Annotated in this window: 14 protein-coding genes and 5 pseudogenes; 8 read left to right on the forward strand and 11 right to left on the reverse strand. The window is 68.7% G+C overall.

The features are described 5' to 3' along the window. Nucleotides 1-2,201: 2,201 nt before the first annotated feature. Nucleotides 2,202-3,329 carry a ScbA/BarX family gamma-butyrolactone biosynthesis protein gene (locus SAM23877_RS41710; protein ID WP_053125931.1) on the forward strand — a complete coding sequence of 376 codons (1,128 nt, stop codon included), beginning with the start codon at nt 2,202-2,204 and terminating at the stop codon, nt 3,327-3,329. A 338-nt stretch (nt 3,330-3,667) separates the two neighbouring features. Here SAM23877_RS41710 and SAM23877_RS00950 read toward each other — a convergent pair. Next, nucleotides 3,668-4,579 (reverse strand): annotated as a pseudogene (locus SAM23877_RS00950) (IS5 family transposase). Between the two features lie 36 nt (nt 4,580-4,615). Here SAM23877_RS00950 and SAM23877_RS00960 point away from each other — a divergent pair. The 5 genes and pseudogenes from SAM23877_RS00960 to SAM23877_RS00970 all read left to right on the forward strand — a co-directional run bounded on the left by SAM23877_RS00960 (nt 4,616) and on the right by SAM23877_RS00970 (nt 9,134). Next, entirely contained in the window at nt 4,616-5,245 is a 630-nt protein-coding gene (locus SAM23877_RS00960) for a class I SAM-dependent methyltransferase (protein ID WP_053125938.1), read from the forward strand. Nucleotides 5,246-5,574: 329 nt separating this feature from the next. Next, the gene (gene fdxA / locus SAM23877_RS00965) at nt 5,575-5,931 is read left to right on the forward strand and encodes a ferredoxin FdxA (protein WP_244902882.1); all 357 of its coding nucleotides are present in this window, start codon (nt 5,575-5,577) and stop codon (nt 5,929-5,931) included. A gap of 145 nt (nt 5,932-6,076) precedes the next feature. After that, nucleotides 6,077-6,237, forward strand: a pseudogene (locus SAM23877_RS41005) (IS701 family transposase); the annotation flags it as partial. Beyond that, nucleotides 6,200-7,411: a PucR family transcriptional regulator gene (locus SAM23877_RS36945; RefSeq protein WP_425314743.1), complete on the forward strand. Its 1,212-nt coding sequence runs from the start codon at nt 6,200-6,202 to the stop codon at nt 7,409-7,411. The pseudogene SAM23877_RS41005 and the gene SAM23877_RS36945, both read left to right, overlap by 38 nt. Nucleotides 7,412-7,613: 202 nt before the next feature. After that, on the forward strand, nt 7,614-9,134 hold the full coding sequence (locus SAM23877_RS00970) for an alanine/glycine:cation symporter family protein (protein WP_053125942.1): 1,521 nt from the start codon (nt 7,614-7,616) through the stop codon (nt 9,132-9,134). A gap of 1,162 nt (nt 9,135-10,296) precedes the next feature. Here the strand turns inward: SAM23877_RS00970 and SAM23877_RS00975 are convergent. From SAM23877_RS00975 to SAM23877_RS00995, 5 genes and pseudogenes are all read right to left on the reverse strand, one after another. After that, complete coding sequence (locus tag SAM23877_RS00975; protein ID WP_053125944.1) at nt 10,297-11,544, reverse strand: cation:proton antiporter; 1,248 nt, start codon at nt 11,542-11,544, stop codon at nt 10,297-10,299. Between the two features lie 185 nt (nt 11,545-11,729). Beyond that, nucleotides 11,730-12,062 carry a hypothetical protein gene (locus SAM23877_RS40505; protein WP_053125947.1) on the reverse strand — a complete coding sequence of 111 codons (333 nt, stop codon included), beginning with the start codon at nt 12,060-12,062 and terminating at the stop codon, nt 11,730-11,732. A 65-nt stretch (nt 12,063-12,127) separates the two neighbouring features. Further along, nucleotides 12,128-13,784 (reverse strand): annotated as a pseudogene (locus SAM23877_RS38795) (DNA repair ATPase); the annotation flags it as partial. A gap of 136 nt (nt 13,785-13,920) precedes the next feature. Continuing rightward, nucleotides 13,921-14,490: a DM13 domain-containing protein gene (locus SAM23877_RS00990; protein WP_053125948.1), complete on the reverse strand. Its 570-nt coding sequence runs from the start codon at nt 14,488-14,490 to the stop codon at nt 13,921-13,923. Nucleotides 14,491-14,907: 417 nt separating this feature from the next. After that, a pseudogene (locus tag SAM23877_RS00995) lies at nt 14,908-15,617 on the reverse strand (transposase). A gap of 217 nt (nt 15,618-15,834) precedes the next feature. Here SAM23877_RS00995 and SAM23877_RS01000 point away from each other — a divergent pair. Next, the gene (locus tag SAM23877_RS01000; protein WP_053125950.1) at nt 15,835-16,671 is read left to right on the forward strand and encodes an alpha/beta fold hydrolase; all 837 of its coding nucleotides are present in this window, start codon (nt 15,835-15,837) and stop codon (nt 16,669-16,671) included. Here SAM23877_RS01000 and SAM23877_RS01005 read toward each other — a convergent pair. The 5 genes from SAM23877_RS01005 to SAM23877_RS01025 form a co-directional block, all read right to left on the reverse strand. After that, nucleotides 16,661-16,912: an ATP-dependent DNA ligase gene (locus tag SAM23877_RS01005; protein WP_053125952.1), complete on the reverse strand. Its 252-nt coding sequence runs from the start codon at nt 16,910-16,912 to the stop codon at nt 16,661-16,663. The two genes, SAM23877_RS01000 and SAM23877_RS01005, sit on opposite strands and share 11 nt — an antisense overlap. An 88-nt stretch (nt 16,913-17,000) precedes the next feature. Then, the gene (locus tag SAM23877_RS01010) at nt 17,001-17,201 is read right to left on the reverse strand and encodes a hypothetical protein (RefSeq protein WP_053125955.1); all 201 of its coding nucleotides are present in this window, start codon (nt 17,199-17,201) and stop codon (nt 17,001-17,003) included. Between the two features lie 488 nt (nt 17,202-17,689). Further along, complete coding sequence (locus tag SAM23877_RS01015; protein ID WP_244902883.1) at nt 17,690-18,484, reverse strand: hypothetical protein; 795 nt, start codon at nt 18,482-18,484, stop codon at nt 17,690-17,692. Between the two features lie 19 nt (nt 18,485-18,503). Beyond that, a complete protein-coding gene (locus SAM23877_RS01020; protein WP_053125959.1) occupies nt 18,504-19,412 on the reverse strand; it encodes an aldo/keto reductase in 909 nt (302 codons plus the stop codon). Beyond that, a complete protein-coding gene (locus SAM23877_RS01025; protein WP_244902884.1) occupies nt 19,409-20,344 on the reverse strand; it encodes a cupin domain-containing protein in 936 nt (311 codons plus the stop codon). The genes SAM23877_RS01020 and SAM23877_RS01025 overlap by 4 nt, the downstream gene beginning before the upstream one ends. A 29-nt stretch (nt 20,345-20,373) precedes the next feature. Here SAM23877_RS01025 and SAM23877_RS41010 point away from each other — a divergent pair. After that, nucleotides 20,374-20,831 (forward strand): annotated as a pseudogene (locus SAM23877_RS41010) (DUF6183 family protein). Nucleotides 20,832-21,003 lie beyond the last annotated feature (172 nt).

The following is a 21,003-nucleotide window of genomic DNA, read 5'->3' on the forward strand; positions in this document are numbered from 1 at the left end:
GTCACCTGACAAAACCGGCCAACCCCCCAACGGGAGGCACCCACCAGACCCCCGGCACCAGGCCCCGCACCAGACCCCCCACCACAGAACCCCGCCAAGACCCCCGTCAAGAGGAGACCCCGGACAAGCCCCGCAAAGGAAGACCCCCGCAAGACCCCCACCAGGAAGCCCACCCAACACCCCCGACAAGAAACCCCAACAGGGCCCCCCGACAGGAGACTGCCGAACAAACCCCCAACAGGAGGCTTCCTAACAAACCCCCCGACGGGAGACACCCAGCAAGCCCCTCAACGGGACGCACCGAGTAAGCCCACAACGGGAGACACCGGACAAGCCCCCGGCGGGAGGCACAGAACAGACCTCCCGAGGAGGTTCCTCACAGGCCAGACCCACGAACAGCAGGCCCCCGGGGCGAACCCTCCAAGGAGGAGACCCGGCAGCCGGAACCCCCAAGAAGACCCGGCCCAGACCCCCGAAAAGGAGACCCGCCCGAACCCTCGCGAGGAGACCCCGCCAGACCCCCGAGAAAGAAACCCGGCCCGAACCCCGGAGAAGGAGTACCGCCAGGCCCCCGAGACAGACCCAGCAGGACGCCCGACAAGGAGACCCGCCCGGACCCACGCGAGGAGACCCGGCAGAACTGCCGACGAAGGAGACCCGGCCCGGACCTCCCGACAAGGAGCCGGCCCGGCCCACCAGGAAGCAGACCCGCCCAGACCCTCGCGAAGAAGCCCCGACAGGACTCCCACGCAAGAGGGCCCGACACAGCCCCCGAAGAAGAGGACCCGGCCGAACTCCCCAGGAGGACCAACAGAGTCCTCCCAAGGGAAAACCTGCAGGGCCCTGCGAAAAGGGCCCCAGCAGGGCCCTCCGCAGGAGAGTCCGAACGGCCTTCGAGGAAGAGACCCCAACCGGGCTCCCCCAGGGCGACCGGCCCGAACTCCCCCCAAGGGAAGACCGACAGAGCCCTCCGCAAAGAGGCCCCAGCAGGGCCCTCCAGAGGAGGGTCCGAACGGCCTTCGAGGAAGAGTCCCCAACCGGGCTCCCCGAGGAAGACCCGGCCCGAACTCCCCAAAGGGATCCGGCAGACCTCCCCGAAAAGGGGATCCGGCAGAACTCTCCCAGGGGAAGACCGACCGAGCCCTCCGAGAGGGCGTCCGGGCAGGGCCCCATGAGGGGGGGCGGGCCGGACTCCACGAAGGGGATCCGGCAGAGCTCCCGAGAGGAGACCCGGCAGGCCCCCGGCGAGGAGACCCGGCGGGACTCCCCAAAGGAGTCCGGCATGCCTCCCCGAAAAGGGTCCGGCAAGACCCCCGAAGAAGAGACCCCCACCGGGCTCCCCGTGGGAGACCGGCCCGAACTCCCCCCAAGGGAAGACCGACAGAGCCCTCCGCAAAAGGGGCCCCAGCAGGGCCCTCCGCAAGAGAGTCCGACACGGCCCCCGAGGAAGAGACCCCGAGCGGCCTCCCCGAGGAAGACCCGGCCCGAACTCCCCAAAGGGGTCCGGCAGAACTCCCCGAATGGGGATCCGGCAGAGCTCTCCCACGGGAACATCCGGCAGAGCCCTCCGGGAGGGGGTCCGGGCAGGCCCCCCATGAAGGGGGGGGCGGGCCGGACTCCGCCAAGGGGATCCGGCAGAGCTCCCGAGGGCAGACCCGCCCGGGCCCCCGGCGAGGAGACCCGCCAGGACTTCCCCGCAGGGATCCGGCAGGGCTCCGGGCAGGGAGCCGGCAGAGGGGCCCTCCGAAGAGGGCCGGACATCAGCACCCCCACAAAATAAAACCGCTCCCCCGGTTTTATCAACGGGGCAGCGGGGGCCAGAACCAGACACACCCCACGACAGGCCGAAACCCCGCCGGCCTCGGCACACCCCCGCCCGCCCCGCCCCGGCACCCCGCCCCGCACCCGCCGCGCAAGCGGAGGGAGCCCACCCGCAAAACAACCGGAATCCCCACCCCCGGAAGGGCCCCTACCGCTTCATACCGGACGGACCACCCACCCTCCGTCCCGCCCTCACACCCCGGGACGCGAGGGCGGAGGCGGAAGCAAAACCCCCGCTTGACCCCCGGCTGCGGGCCGGCGGAACACGCCCCACGAAAGAGACCGGACCGCCTTGAAAAGAAAACCGGTGAGTCTGTATCTTATGGCCTCCGAACTCTTGAGCCCATCACCCACCGCACACCACGTGGAGAGGCAAGAGCGTGACATCCCTGACGATCCAGACGGCCGACCCTGTCCTGCCCCGCCAAAGACGCGGACCCGCACCCGGCGAGAACACCCCGCCCAGGCTCACCACCACCGTCCCCCGCCAGTACGTCCACCGCGCCAGCCACGCCGAAGTCTTCCTCACCTCAGGCGAACGCCTCGACGACACCCACTTCCACCTCACCGCCCAATGGCCCCGCACCCACACCTTCTTCACCACCAACAACACCCACCACGACCCCCTCCAAGCCGCAGAAACCATCCGCCAGACCGGCCTCTACCTCGCCCACACCCAATTCAACGTCCCCCTCGACCACCACTTCCTCCTGTGGGAACTCAACATCACCACCCACCCCCACCCCACCCCCACCCACACCACCACCCACCCCACCGAACTCACCCTCCACGCCACCACCCCCCACACCACCCGCAAAGGCAACCGCCTCACCCAATTCACCATGACCGTCGACATCCACCACAACCACCACCTCACCGCCACCGGCAGCGGCCGCTTCACCTGCATCTCCCCCAACACCTACAAACGCCTCCGCCCCCACACCACCCCACCCCCCACCACCCGCCCCACCCACCACCTCATCCCCCCCACCCACACCGGCCGCACCCACCCCACCGACACCGTCCTCACCACCACCCCCCACCCCCACACCTACCTCCTCACCCCCGACCCCCACCACCCCATCCTCTTCGAACACACCACCGACCACTACCCCGGCATGGTCCTCCTCGAAGCCGCCCAACAAGCCACCACCCACCACACCACCACCAACACCACCAACACCACCAACACCACCAACACCACCAACGGCAACAGCAACAGCAACAGCAACAGCAACAGCTCAAACAGCAGCAACACCAACAGCGGCAACGACAACAGCGGCAACAGCAACGCCAACGGCGGCAACGGCAGTAGCGGCCCCCACACCACCACCCTCAACACCACCTTCCACCACTACGCCGAATACCACACACCCCTCCACATCCACATCACCCCCCACCCCACCACCCCCAACCACACCACCACCCACACCATCACCGGCACCCAAAACAACACCACCATCTTCACCACCACCCACACCACCACACCCACCCAACCCACCACCTAAACCCCACACCCCCAACCCACAACCCACCCCCACAGCCCGGCCCCGCCGCCCCCAACCCCCAAACACCCACCCCCGGACACCCGCCCCCAGATCCCAGGACGACTGCACACCACAAACCACCCGCCACGAACCCAGCCCACTTGCAGGGGCCGCCCCCACAGGACAGTGCACCGGGTGTCCGCCTCCTGCGACGAAGACGCTTCCAGCTTTCTCCGCGCTTCACCCCTTTCGTGGCTCACCCACGCCTGCTCTTGATTCACCGGTACAGGACTCCACCGCGTCCACCGCCGTCAATCCTCCTCAGAGCAGAACACGGGCCGCGACCTCGCCCACGCCGGCTAGGGCCTGTCTGACAAATGATTACCCCGTGGACTCGCGGAGCCAGAGGATCAAGGAAGCCAGGACAACTCCGGCACGGTAGCGGTCGCCGAGCTTGTCGAACCGGGTCACGATCGCGCGGAACTGCTTGAGGCGGGCGAAGCATCGTTCGACGACGTTGCGGTCGCGGTAGGTGACCTTGTCGAAGGCCGGCGGCCGGCCGCCGAGGGCTCCGCGTCGGTGGCGGTTCGCCGCCTGGTCGCGGCGCTCGGGGATCGTGGCAGCGATGCCCCGGCGCCTCAGCAGATGGCGGATGGCCCTGCTGGAATACGCCTTGTCACCCAGCACACGGTCCGGTGTCGTGCGCGGGCGGACCGTGCCGAGGCGCGGGGTGCGGATGCCGTCGAGGACCTGGCCGAACGCCGTCGCGTCGTTGACGTTGCCGGGCGTGAGCACAATCGACAGGGGCAGGCCCCGGCCATCGACGGCGAGATGGACTTTGGTGGTCAGTCCGCCTCGGGAGCGGCCGAGGGCCTGGCGCGCCTGCGAGCGGCCCGGATCTTCCAGTTCGTCCCCGTTCACATCCCCTTTTTGCGGGCGCCGACTGCGTAATGGTGGGCTCGGTTGATGGTGGAGTCGACGGAGACGGTCCATTCCACCCGGCCCACCGCGTCATCGCGGACCTGAACGTGCTCCAGCAACCGTGCCCAGGTGCCGTCCGCCTCCCAGCGGGCGAACCGCTCGTAGACGGTCTGCCACGGCCCGAACCGGTCGGGAAGATCCCGCCACGGAGCCCCGGTCCGCAGCCGCCACAGCACCCCGTTGACCACCTGCCGGTGATCACGCCACGGACGGCCCCGTCCGTCCACCTGAGGCAAAAGGGGCTCTATCCGCCTCCATGCCGCATCCGTCAACTCACCTCGACCTGCCACAAGATCAATTATCAGACCGGCTATAGAGTCCTGCCCGTGGCGAATCATCAGGACGAGACCAGGACGGCCTACGACGGTGTCGTCGAGCTGTACGCATCGCTGTTCGCAAACCGGCTGGAAACACAGCCTTTCTCCCGGGCCATGATCGGCACCTTCGCCGAACTGGTGCGCGCGACGGGCAACCTGCGGACAGCGGACGTCGGGTGCGGGCCCGGACATCTGACAGCCATGCTGCACGAACTCGGCCTGGACGCCTTCGGACTAGACCTTGCCCCCGGCATGGTCGACCACGCCCGGCAGGCCCATCCGGCGCTGCGCTTCCAAGAGGCGCGGATGGAATCCCTGCCGATCGAGGACGCCGCGCTCGGCGGCGTACTGGCCCACTACTCAATGATTCACACCCCTCCGGGGGAACTACCGGAGCTGCTCGCCGAACAGGTACGCGTCCTGGCACCGGACGGTCTGCTCCTGGTCTCCTTCTTCGGGACCGACGGACAAGAACCGGTCCGGTTCGACCACAAGGTGGCGCCCGCCTATAGCTGGCCGGTGGATCGCCTCGCCGAACTGCTGGGCGATGCTGGGCTCGATCCCTTCGCCCGGCTGCTCCACGATCCATCCTCTGATCGGGGCTTCCTCGACGCCCATCTACTGGCCCGCCGTTCGTAGCCACTGCCCAGTCCCCCCAGCCGATCGGCGCACCTCCGGATTGCCAGCTCAGCCGAATCTCGCTGATCAGACCGGAATTGTCAGACACCCCCTAGTACTCCAGTGCGGTTTTGTGATCTACCTGCTGGCTGCGCGGGCGAGCAGTCGTCGGTAGTTGTTCTGTGCCACTGATCCTCTCAGTGGGCGTCTCTTCTTGGGCAGCGGTGAAGTCGAGCCGGCGCTTCGCCGAATCGCCCCACGCAGGGCGGGAACCCCTATGACCTGCCCCGACCGCGCGCCCGGTAGCGCATGGTATCCATTGTGAATACAGTGAGTGATCAATTCGGTTCATGGAAGTTCGGAGTAACCCCGTGACGTACGTAGTGGCTGAGCCTTGCATCAGGTGCCGGACCACCGACTGTGTGGACGTATGCCCCGTCGACTGCTTCCACGCCGGCGAGAACATGCTCGTCATCCACCCGTACGAGTGCATCGACTGCGGCGCCTGCGTACCCGAGTGCCCGGTTTCCGCCATCTTCGAAGAGTCCGAGCTTCCCGCGAAGTGGGGGGAGTACACCGAGCTCAACCTCGAGTACGCCGACAAGTGGCCGGTGATCACCTCCAAGGCCGATGCACCCTCGGACTGGGAAAACTGGAGGGACGTCGAGCCCAAGAAGCAACACTTCAACCCGGCACCCGGGCACTGAGCCACTCGTCGCTGGCCACCGGGCTTCGGCCGCCTCGACCAGGTGCCGGGCGCCGACGGTTGACGTGCCCGCCAAGGGCGGGCAAGCGGCATCCCCGAAGAGGTGGTAAGCCGCGCTGACCCGCCGGTCACTCTTCCTTGGGGTCATGGCCCGGATTGCCGGCCGGTTCGGGCGAGTTGAACCCCGGGACACGCCCCGCGCCTACCTACCGGACTACTGTCGAGCGTTGAGCGGAAGAACTGCTGGCAACTGGCCGAACAGGCCGGCCATGCCAGGCCCGGGCCGATGCAGCGCCTATCCTCACGGAGGTCGCCTCCACTGGACGTCGACCGACCCGGGACGAGCTCGACTCCAGGCGGGCACTGAGCGAGCGAGCAGCGGAGGCCGGCCACGGGCTGCGCACCCTGGTCAGTGGGCATCTGTCGGCTGCGCTTGCCGTCTGGCCCCGGTTCTCCGCCCCTACGGACCGGGCTCTGGCAGCCGTCCACCAAGTGATCGACGCCTTTACCGAAGGCTACGAACGCGCTCAGCGGCTCGCAGTAAGGCAAGAAGAAGCGACACGACGCGAGTTCATCGACGACTTGCTCCACGGACGAAGCGACCTTGGCCGACTCGCCGAACGGGCCGAGCGCTCGGGCTGCGCCTGTCCCACACCCACGCGGTCGCCGTCGCTCAGGGCGCCGCCTCCCACGAAGAGGGTTCCGGCGTCCCGCGCCAGGTGGAGCGGCTCTCTTGGCGCGGTTCGGGAACCGCAACGTCCTGCTCACGACCACGGACGGCCGACTCCTGTGCATTGCTCCTGGCACTGAGGAGGAAGTGCTGCCCTACTTCGCCAAGCAGGCGCACGCCGCCACCGACGGCGGCCGGCCGTTCGCATTCCGGCCCCGGTGGAGTCGTCCAGTCCTATGAGGAAGCACTCAACGCGCTGGAGTTGGCCGGGCGACTCGGCCTCGATGATCCGGTGTTGCGCGTCGCCGACCTCCTTGTCTATCCCGTTCTGACCCATGACCGCCAGGCCATGACCGACCTGGTCCATGACACGCTCGGGCCGCTTACCACCGCCCGTGGTGGTGCCGGGCCCTTGCTGGAGACCCTGACCGCGTACTTCGACTCGGGTTGTGTGGCCGCGCCGGCAGCGCGTCGTCTTTCGCTGAGCGTGTGGGCCTTCACTTACCGGCTGGAGCGCATTCACCAGCTCACCGGCGCCGACCCACGGACCCTTCTCACCGTTACACGTTGCAGACGGCCACCATCGGGGCCCGGCTCCTGGACTGGCCCACAGAAGAGGGCTGAGCCCCCGAGGAGCGCTCTTGCCGACCTGGCCCACGCGCCGCCCCCCGCCATCCGTCGGCCCGTGTATGGGTGCACACGGCATGCTTTAGCTCGCCGGGTAACGGTCCGGTCTCACGTGCTGGGATTTTCATCCGTCACGAACCGTGACGTGAGATGCGTCACTAAAGATTCAGCAAAGACGTGGTAGAACAACGCAACTCCGCAGGTGAATCGGTCGGCCGTCCACCTGCGGAGGAATGGCTCCGCACCCCGCTCCAGCCCGGTCTGGTCACGGTCCGAAACCGCACCGTGCACCCCGGGTCCGCTCATCGGACAACGACGTTCGCCCACAGACCGCTCCCCCAGGCGGATTCCCCGCCCGCCACACCAGCGTCACCGAGGTAGCCACCGTGTCACTCGACTCCGTCACCCAGTCCGTCGACGAGGCAGTCAGCGGATTCTTCGAGCCCATAGCCAAGTGGCTGGGAGAGGTCGTCTTCTACGCCGTGCCCGTCGGCGGCACCGACCTGCCCCTCATCGTCGCCTGGCTCGTCGTCGCCGGCCTCGTCTTCACCGGCTGGTTCGGACTCGTCCAGATCCGCAAATTCAGACTCGCCGTCGACGTCGTGCGAGGGAAGTACGACGAAGAGGGGTCGGCCGGCGAGGTCAACCACTTCCAGGCACTGACCGCCGCTGTCTCCGGCACAGTCGGCCTCGGCAACATCGCCGGTGTGGCCGTCGCCGTCTCCATCGGCGGCCCCGGCGCCACCTTCTGGATGATCCTGTGCGGCCTGCTCGGCATGGCCACCAAGTTCGTCGAGGTCACCCTCGGCGTGAAGTACCGCGAGGTGCACCCGGACGGCACCGTCTCCGGTGGCCCGATGCACTACCTGCCCAAGGGACTCGCCGAGCGCTTCGGCAAGAACGGCAAGACGCTCGGCAAGGTCCTCGCGGTCCTCGCCTCCTTCATGATCCTGTTCTTCGGCCTGTTCGGCGGCAACCTCTTCCAGGTCAACCAGTCCTACGCGCAGCTGGTCTCGGTCGCCGGTGGCGAGGACGGCGCGCTCGGCTCCTCCGCCGGTGCCCTGTTCTTCGGCATCCTGGTCGCCGCGATCGTCGGCATCGTGCTCCTCGGCGGCATCCGCTCCATCGCCAACGTCACCAGCAGGCTCGTCCCGGCCATGGCCGGCATCTACATCGTTGCCTGCCTTGTCGTGATCCTGGTCAACGTGAGCGCCGTACCGGACGCCGTGGTGTCGATCGTCGAGGGCGCCTTCAACCCCGAAGGCGTCGCGGGCGGTGTCCTCGGTGCGCTGATCATCGGTTTCAAGCGGGCCGCGTTCTCCAACGAGGCCGGCCTCGGCTCCGCCCCCATCGCCCACTCCGCGGTCAAGACCAAGCACCCCGCAAGTGAGGGCCTGGTCGCGCTGCTGGAGCCCTTCATCGACACCGTCGTCATCTGCACCATGACCGCGCTGACCATCGTCATCGCCAACCCGGCCAGCCTGGGCGGCGACATCGGCGGCGTCACCATCACCTCGGACGCCTTCGAGACCGTCCTGCCCTGGTTCCCCTACATCCTCACCGTCGCGGTGCTGCTGTTCGCCATCTCCACAGTGCTGACCTGGGGCTACTACGGCCTCAAGGCGTGGACGTACCTCTTCGGCCGCAGCCGGACCAGCGAGATCACCTACAAGGTCATCTACACCGTCTTCGCCATCGCCGGATCACTGCTGACCTTGCAGACCCTCATCGACCTGGCCGACGCCGTCCTCTTCTCCCTCGCTGTCATCAACATCATCGGCCTCTACCTCCTCGCCCCCGTCGTCAAGCGCGAACTCAACACCTTCCTGGAGTACGTCCGCGCCCGCAACGCCGGTGAGGACACCGGCGGCGACGAAGACCAGGAGCCGGTCAAGACCACCGTCTGACCCGCCTCGCGCGGACCGGCTCCTGAACGGGCCCGTACTCACCTCGCGCCTTGGTGAGCACGGGCCCGTTCGCCGTATCCCCTGGTGGGGGTCCAGCCCACATCCGTGGGATCGTGGCCGCGGATGCCTTGACCGCGTGAAATGACGAGTGAACGCCGTAGAGCCCGGTCACCGCCACCGCCGCGTAGGAGACATATGCCAGGGTGCCTGGCGCCGCGCCGGACAGCCGGGGAACGGTATTGACGACAACCACCCCGTACAGCGCGAGACACGCTGCACCAAGCATCCGCACAGGCCCGCGGTGACGTAGTCACGGAGGCGTCCGGCCACGGCACTGGGCTACCGCAAAGGGGGCAACCACAGCGTGGTGAAGGCGGTCAGGAATCCCCAGTTCACGTACAAGCCCACAACTCAGGAGCAGACGGGTCAGCGGTGGATACACCCCGCTGCGACGAGCAAGAAGACCGCCAGGGGCAGCGCCCGAGAAGCGAACGCCGCGCTGGCAGTGGTCCGCCCCGCCCGGCCCCGCGGACGGAGATCGGCGTTTCGGGCCATCTCCGTCTGCTCCTGTGCGGCTCGGCCTCCGGCTCCTCGACCATCCCATCAGTCTGTCGGCCCACGCAGGCGGGAACAGAGCCGCCAGCGGGGTCTGTGTCGCTCCCAAGAACTCGAGCAGCCCGTCGCGCCGCAGCTCCACTCGTCCGATCTTCGACAACGGCAGGAACGTCACGGTCCACATCCTGCGCAGGTGAACCCCGTCCCGGTCAGCGATGAGGCGCCAAAGTCCCACTCGGCAGCACAGCCAACCGGCCACCAGTGACGGCCACGCCGCGAAGAGCACTGCGCCAGGCCGCGGGGCGGCCATCATCCCCCTGGCAGGACGCTCGACGAACGCCGGGAACCACAGGCATGATTTCGCGGCGGCCACGCGGGCCAGCCATCCCGCCCGCCACACGTGCGGCTATGCGCGCCCCGCGGTCATCTCCGTCTCCGTCCAAGGAGCCACACGGCCGCCCCGCCGAGGAAAAGCGACACCCCCGTCGCCAACAAGGGCAGGCCGGGGCCAGGCAGCACGTACATCGCGCTCCCGGCCACGGCAGCCAGTGCGCCCACGCCGGCCAGCCATCCCGCAGTCCCTCGACCCGGTCGGCGCACGCCGTGCTCACGGCCGGCTGACATGTCCGTCCTCCTCGCGCGCGACCGGCGTCTGCGCACTGCTCGCCGGCTCTGGTATGCCGGTCAGGTCCTCGACATCGAAGATCCTCGCGATGGGCACGTCGGTGCTGCTGTGAGCGACGATCGAGAAGGCGATGCAGACAGCGATGAGCGTGTACGCCTGCTCCCCCTGCGGAATGCCGGCCTGCAGCACGAGGAGCCCGTAGACCACCGACGCGAAACCCTTGGGGCCGAACCACGCGGCCACCAACTTCTCCCGTCGGTCGAACTGCGTGCCGACGAGAGAGATCATCATCGATGCGGGGCGCACCAGGATGATCGCGAGGAGTACCGCCACGTAGCCGGTCCAGGACAGGTCGGCGAAGAGCTGGGGCGTCAGCAGGGCACCGAAGACCAACAGTGCGGCGAACTTCGCCAGTTCCGCGAGCGCCTCCCCGAGTGGTTCGAAGGCCGTCTTCGCCTCAGGCGACACGGAGGTGAGAACGGCGCCCGCGGAGAAAGCGGCCAGGTACGGATTCGCATGAGTCAGGTGACACGCGGCGTACAGGATGATTCCGGTGGCCAGCGGCAGCAGCGGCTGCAGCTTGGGCTCCGCTCCCAACAGCCGGAACCGAACGAGACCGTTGACCAGGAGCGGCAGCACCACGCCGAAGGCAAGTCCCAGCCCGAGCTCCAGGGCGATCATCCCCAAGGATGACTCCGCGTGGCCACTGGTCGGCCCGGCAGCGGCGATAAGAACAAGCACCACCGGCAGGGCGAGCCCGTCGTTGATGCCACTCTCCACGTTCAGCAACTGCCTCAGTTTGGGCGGTACTTCCTTGCGCCCCACGATCGCCGAGGCGAAAACCGGGTCGGTGGGGGCCAAGACGGCGCCCACGAGGAAGGAGGTCGTCCAGTCCAGCCCGACCAGGTAGTGGGTGACCAGCGCCATGCCGACGAAGGCCAGGGGCATGCCGAGACCGAGGGCACGGGCCGGGTTCTTCCAGTTCTCTCTGAGCTTCGGGAAAGAGACGTGCATGCCGTCGGTGAACAGCACAGCGAACAGCGCCAAGTCGGCAGTGACGGCCACGATGTCGCTGTCCGGAGTAATGTGAATCAACCCGAGGAAGCCGTCGCTGACGAGCGCGCCGCCGACCAGGAAGAGGAAGGATGTGGACAGCACGGTCCGGGCCGCGAGTCCGGAAAGAAGAGCCGCAATGAGCAGAGCGGCGCCGAAGACGGCGACGAGTACCACGAGAACCAACTCCGATCGACGAAGACAGCTGTTCCCTGCCGCCGACCAGACTTCCCGGCACTCCGCAACAGACTTTACACGCCCCTTACGCCTCCCTGACAGGTGCCTGCCGGGCAGCACCGCCCGCCGGACGCTGCCGCCTTCCGGCAAAAGGCCATGCACTGTTTGGGCCTCCTCATTCCTCGTCAGGCCCTTGCGCCGGGCGTGCGCGGGGCCGGGTTTGCGATGAGATGGCGCGGGTCGACGGCGCGGTTGATGGCCGACTCGACGGCCGCGACCCGGTCGGCCAGCAGGCCGAGGGCGGCGACGGCTCGGGTGAGGGGGTCGCTCTCAGGCCCGCCGAGGGTCTGGGTACGGACGTACGCGGCCTTCAGCTCCACCCATCGACCGGCCTGAGCGGCGGAAAGCATGCCCCGTAGCTCGGCCAGCTTCAGCAGGTTGGCCTCGGTGCCGGTGAGGGTCTGGGCTTCGGCCAAGTAGTGGTCGTCGACCAGGGCGGACAGCTCGGCGTCGTTCATGACCGGCTGGATACGCTGGTCGATCTTGCTCGCGTTGCGGTAGGAGCCCTGGAGCCGGAAGGACGGTCGTGATCGTGGACCCCCCGCTCGTAGCCCTCGTCGTAGGCCTCATGGGCCGCCTGATGGACCAGGGCGGGCAGGTCGTCGGTCGCCGCGAGGGCGGCCGGGCCGTGCTCGTCGAGCAGACGGGCGGCGAGGTGTTCGGCGCGGTAGGTCACGGGCGATTCCGACGGCAGCGGGCGGTCCCAGTACGGGCGGGTCGCGGCGAAGCCGGGGTCGGTGACCGGGGCGCGGTAGTTCGTGCCCGCAACGTGAAGGCCAGGTTCTCTCCCTGCGGGACGAGGGTGAGGTCCAGCGGCTGGGTGTTGACCGCGAAGCGGTGGCCGCCCAGGCGGACGGTGCGGCCGTCGTCGGCGTACAGGTCGGTGCGGTCGCGCAGCGCGCGCAGGGCGTGCTGCCGGGCGGACATCAGCCGGCCGTCCAGCTCCTCCGCCCGGCCCTGGTCATCGAGTGAGCGCAACTCGTCGGCTGTGCGCCGGACCTTGGCGGGCATCGGGTCGGAGGCGAAGTATGTGCTAACGGCGTCCGCGTCGGCGAGCGAGGACGCCCGGCGGACGATCGTGGTCAGGACCCGGTCGGTCGACTCGGCCAGGCGCTCGGCCCTGCGAGCACGGGCGTCGGCGAGAGTCTGCTTGCGGGCGGAAAGCGCCTCGTGGATCTCGTCACGCTTGTCCGCCAACTCGGCGAGGAAGTCGTCGGACTCGGCGAACCGGGACGCCAGGTCCTCCACCCGCACCAGCAGGCGGGCGAGCTGTTCGTCGCAGTCCTGGGGGTGCCGGCCGCCGCGAGGGCACTGGTGACCGCCTGGCCGAGCAGCGCGAACTCCGCGGGAACTCGGCCCGGCCCTCGCGGTCCCGGAGCCGGCGCCGGCGGCCGTCCAGGGTGGCACGAGCGCGGTTGACGCCCCCGAGGACCTCGGCGATGCGCTCCAGGGCGGACGTGCGGACGGTGGTGTCACCGATGTCCAGGCCGGAGACGACGTCGGTCACCGTGCGCAGGATGTCGGCGTGCTCGTCGAGACGGGCCGCGATGGGCTCTGCCTCGGCGTCGGCGACGAGCTGCTCGATGTCGGCCCGGTGGTCGGCGAAGGCGTCCTCGTGCGCGAGGTGGGTCACGGCCCGCTGCCCGAACGAGGCGAGGTCTCGCTCGACGTCCGCGACGAGTTCGTCGATGCGGTCGGTGTCCGCGTACCGCATGTCCTTGGGGGTGATCAAGTGCCCTTGCACCTGCCGGAGTTCGGTGAGCCCCGCGACCCACGCCTCTGCGCCGCCCGGGGCCTCGCCGCGCAGGCGCCGTACGACGGTGGCGACGTGTGTTGTCGCCCCAGCGAGCGCGTCGGCCGCCTGCCGGGTGAGCGTCTGCGCCGTCTCGAACTCGGCCAGCACCTGCTCGGCGGTGGCCCGCACCTGTGCGAGCGGCTCGTGCAGGGCACCGAGGTCCGCCTCGGCCAGCCAGTGGTGGGAGTCCGCGACCCGTGCACAGGCCGCCACGAGCGCCTCGTACACCACCGGTCGGGGCGGTCTCGGTGACCGCGCGCGTGATGGACAGGCAGTCGGAGATACCGCGCACGAGGTCGGCGTTGCCGACCCGGGCGAGCGGACCGGTGCCGGCCAGCTGAGCGTCGGCGTGGGTGTCGGAGACGTACAGAGAGGTCCACCGCTGCTACCCCCTGCAGAAGATTACGTCGAGGCCGGAGGCGACTTCGTTCCCTGCTCGAGGCAGGTCCCACGTCCGCGCCGACAACCCCTCGGGCCCGGCTGTCGGAAGGCTGCCACTGTTCAGGGTGGCACTCTCACCTTCAGGCGCGGGCGAGTTCAGCGGCGCCGAAGGAGACGTCGAAGCGGTCGCACCAGATGCTCACACTGGTGTAGCGGGTCGGGTCGACGTCGCCCGGAACCCTGTAGTTCTGACTGCCCTTGTTCCCCTTCAGTTTGCCGAGACTGACGTACTTCCCGTCGTCGAACACATGCCAGCCGGCCGTTCCTTCCTTCACCGGCGCATCGGTCAACCACACATGCAGGTCAGGACCGTTGCTCGTGTCGAGGTTCTCGAGCCGCACGACGTGGGAGCCGTCGGTGAGCCGTACAAGTTTCACTGTTCCCGAGGTCGCGTGCTCGTGGCTGATCAGCCCGCCGCCAGCCAGGGTCGCCGGTCCGGACGGGGCCGAGATGGAAGGGGCACCGCCAGTCGGCCCCCCAGCCGACGGCCGCGGTGGGGCAACGACCTCGGGCAGCGCCTCGTTGACGGTCTCCTCCTGCCACAGCTTCCACGGTTGAAACCAGTAGGATCCGAAACCGCCCACCGCGGCGACCACGGCCAGCCCACCGATCACCCATGGTCTGACCCACACGCTCCGAAACCTTCCCATCGCGTCCCTCCAGACAGTCGTCGACCTCCACCCATTCAATGCGGCAACCGGCCGACGTAGGTCATTCGACAGATGACGAAACCCTTACGTTCCGGAAGGACAGATCGGGCCGAACCCCTGCTCGGACCTCGGCGAGGCGCTCTCCAGGCGGTGACCAGCAGGTGGTCGAGGAGGAGGGCCAAGGCCGCCTGTGCAGCCGTCCAGGCACGTGGGCGGGTGAGGAAGGCACAGGTTGGCAGGGCCACGGCTTGGGGGCGGCGATGGGCGGTGATGACTGCTCTGGAGGCCTCTCTACCTGAACTGATCGCCTGGATCTCGCACGACCTGCGGCCGCTCTGACCTCGGGCGGAGCTAGGCTGTCCCGTAAATGATGTCTGACGGGCGGGAACGTCGGCGGTGATCGATCCGGCCGCTCGTCTACCCGGCGATGCCGAGCATGGCGTGGTGGACGCCATCGCCCTTTAGGCGGCAGTCGCGGAGGATCTTCCAGTTCTTCAAGCGAGCGAAGAGGTGCTCGACGCGGGCGCGGACCTGCTTGTGGGATTTGTTGTAGGCCTGCTTCCAGTCGGACAACTCCTCGGCTTTGCGGCGCCGGTAAGGCATCACGAGTCCGGTGCCTTGATAGCCGCCGTCGGCGATGGTGATGGTCGTGCCGACGGCAGCTTTGGCCCCTGACTCCTCCCATGCCTTGCAGTCATTACGGTTGCCGGGTACTGAGCGGCCCACCAAGACGACGTGGCGAGTGTCAGCATCGGTGACGATCTGGTAGTTGGTGGAGTACCGATATTTCTTGGAGCGCTCGGCGATGGTGTGGCATCGGGTAGGCACGAGCGTCCCGTCCACGATCAGTACGGTGCCGTTGGCGAAAGACCTGCGGGGGCCGGAGCGCGATGATTGGCCCGAGATGGTCGATGATCCCGTATGCGGCTGACTTCGACACACCCAAGAGCAAGGCGAGCTGCCGCATCGTCAAGCTCGTTCGCCAGCAAGCCGCGACCAGCAGCGTTCAGTCCTCCAGAGACAGGCTCCAGGGCCGCCCCCTACCCACAGAGTCCGCCCCCTCGCGCCGCAGAGCCGTCACCAGATTCCCGAAGGAACGCCAGGCTCAGCCCGGTGAACGGGGCCATACAGGACGGCTAGGACGCCAAAATCACACCAGTCACAACTGAATCATCCCAGTTGCCGCTGCCACCCCGTGCCCTCGATTCTGCGGTCCCCTCCGAGATGTGAGGGCTTCAGCGTCCAGCCCCTGGCGCACCGATGAGTTTTCTGCGCTGCGCAGGTCCCATTGGTCGTAACGCACACCACAGCAGTACGGCCCCTACGTGAACCGGAGAGACAAACATGGCAACAGCACGAGAGCAGTCGGCCGGAACCGAGGCCCGTGTCGCCTCCGCCGACGGCACCGAGATCGCATTCGAGCAGTCGGGCCGCGGGCCGGCCATCATCCTGGTTGCCTCGGCACTGGCAGACCGCTCGGACACGACCAAACTCGCGGCTCTCCTCGCCCACCACTTCACTGTGATCAACTACGACCGGCGCGGGCGGGGTGCCAGCGGTGACGCCAATGCTTACGCCCCCGACCGTGAGATCGAAGACATCGCCGCATTGGTCGAACACGTCGGCGGTTCGGCGTCGCTGTTCGGCTCGTCCTCCGGAGCGGTCCTCGCCCTGCGCGCGGCCGCGGCCGGAGTCAACGTCGACTGCCTGGCTCTGTACGAGCCGCCGTTCGTGGTCGCCGAAGGCGACGACGGGCCCCCCAAGGACCTCGCGCAGCAGATCACCGCGCTGCTTGCGGAAGGCCGGCACAGTGACGCGGTCAAGTACTTCATGACCAGGGTGCAGGGCATGCCCGGCATCGCTGTGTTCTTCATGAAGCTCATGCCGAAGATCTGGGCAAACCTCACCAAGCTGGCCAACACTCTGCCCTATGACATCGCGGTCATGGGCGATACCCAGCAAGGCAAGCCGCTCGATGCCGAGGAGTGGGAAAGAGTGGCCGTACGCACCCGCGTGTTGACCGGCGGCAAGAGCCCGGCCGCGTTCCAACGCGCCGCCCTCGCCGTCACCGAGATCCTGCCTCAGGCCGACCACCGCACTCTGCCCGGACTCAACCATGGCGCCATCGTCATGGCCCCGAGGAAAATCGCCCCGCAGATCATCGAGTTCATCAAGGGATGAGCTTGTCGTTCGAGCGGTTCGGCGGCGCTTGGTACTCGGAGCGGAGCGCGACCCATCGGATCTCCGGGAACGCGGCGGTCATGTCGGTGCCCTGCCGCGAGCACAGCAGCACCCGTCCGTCGGCGTAGCGGGCGAGCTGGGCGCGGTAGCCGTCCCGCTTCGGCTCTGCCGCTGATCCGGGCGGCAGGTCGGGTCCGGGCACGGGGGCGGTGAGTATCGGCTCGGGCAGCGTCCACGTCATGGCGGATGCCTTCCACACCCCGCTCACTTGCTGCGCGTCTGCCTCCACTGTCGCGGTGCCCGGCGGGCGCCGGGATGGGTCAGCGTGGCTAGTTCTCGCTGTACTGGGCCCCGGGGCGGGGAGCGACGGCACCATGCAGGCTCGGGCGGCCGGCGGTGGCGAGGTAGCGGGTGCACAGGTCTGCGCCCACCGTGCAGCGTGTGGGGCCGCACTCGGTGCAGCGCAGAAGGTGATCGAGGTAGGCGACGTAGCGTGCACCGTAGGGGTAGGCGCCGAAGTCGATATTCATGCCTACGCTCCCCGTGCCTGCCTGTCGTTCTTCACGGACAACGCTACTCCCGTGCGCACGACTCGGTGTGCAATTGCACACCCCGTGGCTCGAAAGAGGCGGCTGATCCAGGCGGCACTGAAGTCGTGCGCCGGGCCGTCGTTTCCGGAGGTCGTGGCCGGCACCGTGCAGCTGCCGGACGCGACCGCGCTGGACGGCGAGTAGCCGACAGTGCTGGATTTAGTACATGCCACATGCCACATGCCACATGCCGAGGCGATCGAGGTCCGTGACATCGGGTGGGTGGGCTGACGTCTGGCCCCCTGCTGACGCGACGTGCCCACGCCACTGACACGGTGCGGGTCAGCCGCTGACACGAGAGCGAGAGAGCTGCGGTTTCAGCGCAAGCGGTAGCCGAGGAGCGCGATCTGCTTGTCGTTGTCAGCAGCTGTTCAAGCGCCTGCCCTTCTCCGGGGCGCCGGATCACCTGATGGCCCTGGGGAACTCGGTCAGCGGTGGCGGAGTTCCTCGGACCAGGTCCGGAGCTGGTCTTCGAGGGTGAGGTTGTCGCCGCGAGCCACGGTCTGGAGCAGCTGGGCGCACACGGTCGCCTCGGCGGCGAGGCCGGCTGGACTGCCCAGCACGGGGAAGGCAGCACGGACGCGGGCGGCAGTGTCCGGCTGGAGCAGCGAGTAGGCGTAGAGCGTGGCGGCGTCGAACCCCTCCGGGGCCATGCCCCATCCTTCCCAGTCCAGCAGGCGCAGCGGTTCGGTGAGGTTCGCCCAGTGCACATCCGCGTGGGCTGTGGTCCAGCAGGAGGCGGCCGGGGCCGGGATGCCCACGAACTCGGGGATGCCCCGGTCCATGTACTGCTGCCGTACGGCGACGCGGTCGGTGTCGACGGCCGCCACATTCTCCAGCGTCCCGGCGAGGTCGTTCCACCAGGAGTCCGGTAGCTGGGCCTCGTGCTGGAGGATCGGGGCGTCGGACAGGACCGGGTCATCGACGCGGACCGACAGCTCCGCCCGGTAGGCGATGCCGTCGTCGACGGCGTCGTGGACGGCCAGGAGTGCGGGCCGGTGGCCGTCGAGGTCGCCGAAGGCGTGCTGGGCATCGAGGGCGCCGTCCCACAACTTCCCCGACGCCTTGTCCTCCGGGCCCGACACCAGGCGCAGCCAGGCGGGCACGCCCGTAGCGGTGCGGGCCGGGGCACCCAGGGTTCGCCCGGCCCAACCCCAGAACTCCCCGCCCGGCTCGACTCGTACGGCCAGCGCCTCGGCGGCGCGGGAGTGCTGGGCGCGCATGCGCTGTTCGGTGTCCGGGTCAGGCGGAGGCGAGTACACCGATGATCTCCCGGAACTTGGCGGCGGTCAGAGAGGGTTGGGCGACGGCGTCAGCCGCCTCCTTCCAGTGTGGTGCACCGGAGGCGGCGAGAAGGACGTTCGTCACTCCTGGGCATGACGCGACGGCGAGGATGCACGCCTGTGCGGGGGTGAGGCCCGGCCGGATGAGGTCGGCGAACTCCTGGTCGACCATGCCGGGGAGCTCCCCGCCGTGCAGCGGTGCGGAGGCCATCACCCGCAGGCCCGCGCCGACGGCGGCCGGGATCGGGCCCCGGCCGTGCAGGGCCTGCGCGATCGGCGTCATCATAACCAGGCTGACCGGCAGCTGGACGGCGGCCAGGTGGTGTCGGCCGCCGGCGGCTTCGGCGGCCAGAGCGAGCAGGTCCCCCACCGTGAACGCCTCCTCCTCCAGGCCCGCCCACGTGGCGACGCCGTACCCCGCCACGTGCCCGAACGCCACGGCCTCCTCCAGGACGGCGAAGGCGTCCCGGATCGCGCGGTGGAGGGCGGGGCGGTCGCCGGGGTGGGCGCGCTCAGGGTTGTGCAGCAAGACCAGGTCCAAACGGTCGCGCCTGAGCTGCTCGCGGTTGCGGCCGGTCTGCCAGCGCACGTAGTCGGGGGCGAGGCTGTGCCCGGCGGCGGCCTGGTCTTGGTCGAGGACACCGTCGTTCACGGCGTCGGTGCCGGTGGCCGCGGTGAAGTACCCCGTCTTGGTGGAGACGTTCAGCAACGGGTGGACGGATAGGGCCGGGGCCAGCAGGATCTGTGCGCGGCCGGTGGCGTAGTTGGGGGCGGTGTCGACCCACTGCGCGCCGGAGGCGGCCGCACGGACGACCGCCTCCGGGATCGCCCGGCACCGGTAGGTACCAAGGGCGAGTTGTGCGGTCACAGCAGGCTCCCCACCGTCGCGGCCTGCCCGGCAACGAGCTCCTGGAGCAGGGCGGCGACGTCCTCCAGGGCGAGGCCAGCCGTGTCGGCGAGCGTGGCCAGGTCCACGGTCCGGCCGTCGACCAGCGGGCGCAGCACCGCTTCCGCCTCGGGCGCGAACTCGTACACGGTGCCGGCGGCGCACAGCGTCACCGTGTCCTCGCCGACCTCCAGCACCGCGCGGGCGGTCGTCAGCCTCACCCGCAGACCGCCGTCGACGGGGACGGTGTCGATGTACGGCAGGCTCGGCACCATCCGGCCCACGGCCTGCCCGTCCGTCGCCGCCCGGTAGCGGGCGAGCAGGCCGGGATGGTCCAGCAGTTCAGCGAGCCGCTTGCGCATCCCGTCCACGGCGTCGGCCTGGACGTCCGACGCGGCGAGCAGCGGCAGGTCACGCCTCCAGTCCTCGTGCGTGAGCAGCTGCTCGGACACCCACGCCATCAGGTCGGTCGCCGTGTGGGTCTGCAGGCCGCAGGTGACGTGCAGGGAGCGGGTGCCCTGGTCGGCGGAGACCGCGTGCCACACGCCGCGCGGCACGTACAGGACGTCGCCCGGCCACAGGACCAGGTCGGCGACCGGCTCGGTGGGCGCCTCGCCCGGGTCCTCGATGTCGCGGTACAGCGGGTAAGGGCGGGTGGTGCCGTAGATCCTCCAGCGCTTCGCGCCGTCCAGCTGGACGATGACCGTGTCGTGGTCGTCCCAGTGGATGCCGAACCCCTCGGTGGCGCTCCATGAGGCGTAGAGGTTCGCCTGGACGCGCGTGTGCAGCTCACGCTCGATCGCTTCGCAGAGGCGGGCGATCGGCGGGTGGAGTTCGTCGACGCTGTCCAGGGCGAGGGAGGCGCCCTCCTTCAGACGGGCGTGCAGTTCGGCCGGGTGGAGGCGGTGCCACACGGTGTGGCGGCGAGGCTGCTACCGCAGCGGTGGCCAACTGGGCGGAGGAGTCCAACGGCCGCAGCGAGGCAAGAGCATACGAACTGGCGGGGCCAGACGGGGCGGAGCTCCTTCCCAGCCTGTTGGTGACACTGGGGCTGGATTGCCTGAGCGGCATCGGTCCGCTAAACGCTTCGCTCTCTCCGCCTGTCGGCCGGAACACGCCTGGCGCATGCTTTTCGCGGCAGCATCGACCGGTGGCGCCTACAACAACGGTTTCCACGGCGCCTACAGGCGACTGGCCGCCTGGCGTTCCCTCACCGCCTTGTCCGGTGCCTCCTCGGCAGCACCGGTCGGTGAAGTGGAGGCTCATGTCCAGGAATGCGACTGGTACAGCTTCGGGGCCGCCACGGCGTGGTTCGAGCGCGTGACGTGGGACATAGGACTGGTTTCCGTCACCCCTGGGGCTCGGCGCCTCGCTGTGCTGGCAGCCACGGACACGGACTGAGCGGGAAGATATTGTCTCAGGAATAGTGAAACGTACACGCATGGGCTCTGCCCGACACCTACCCGGTCCGGGTCTTCTGCGGTCGTGGGACATAGGGTCGATGGCCAGGTGGTGCGGCGCGTTGTCCGGTGCCAAGAACCGGACCTGCCCGGGCAGGTGATGGCCCTCGTGG

Source organism: Streptomyces ambofaciens ATCC 23877 (assembly GCF_001267885.1).
GTDB classification, from domain to species: domain Bacteria; phylum Actinomycetota; class Actinomycetes; order Streptomycetales; family Streptomycetaceae; genus Streptomyces; species Streptomyces ambofaciens.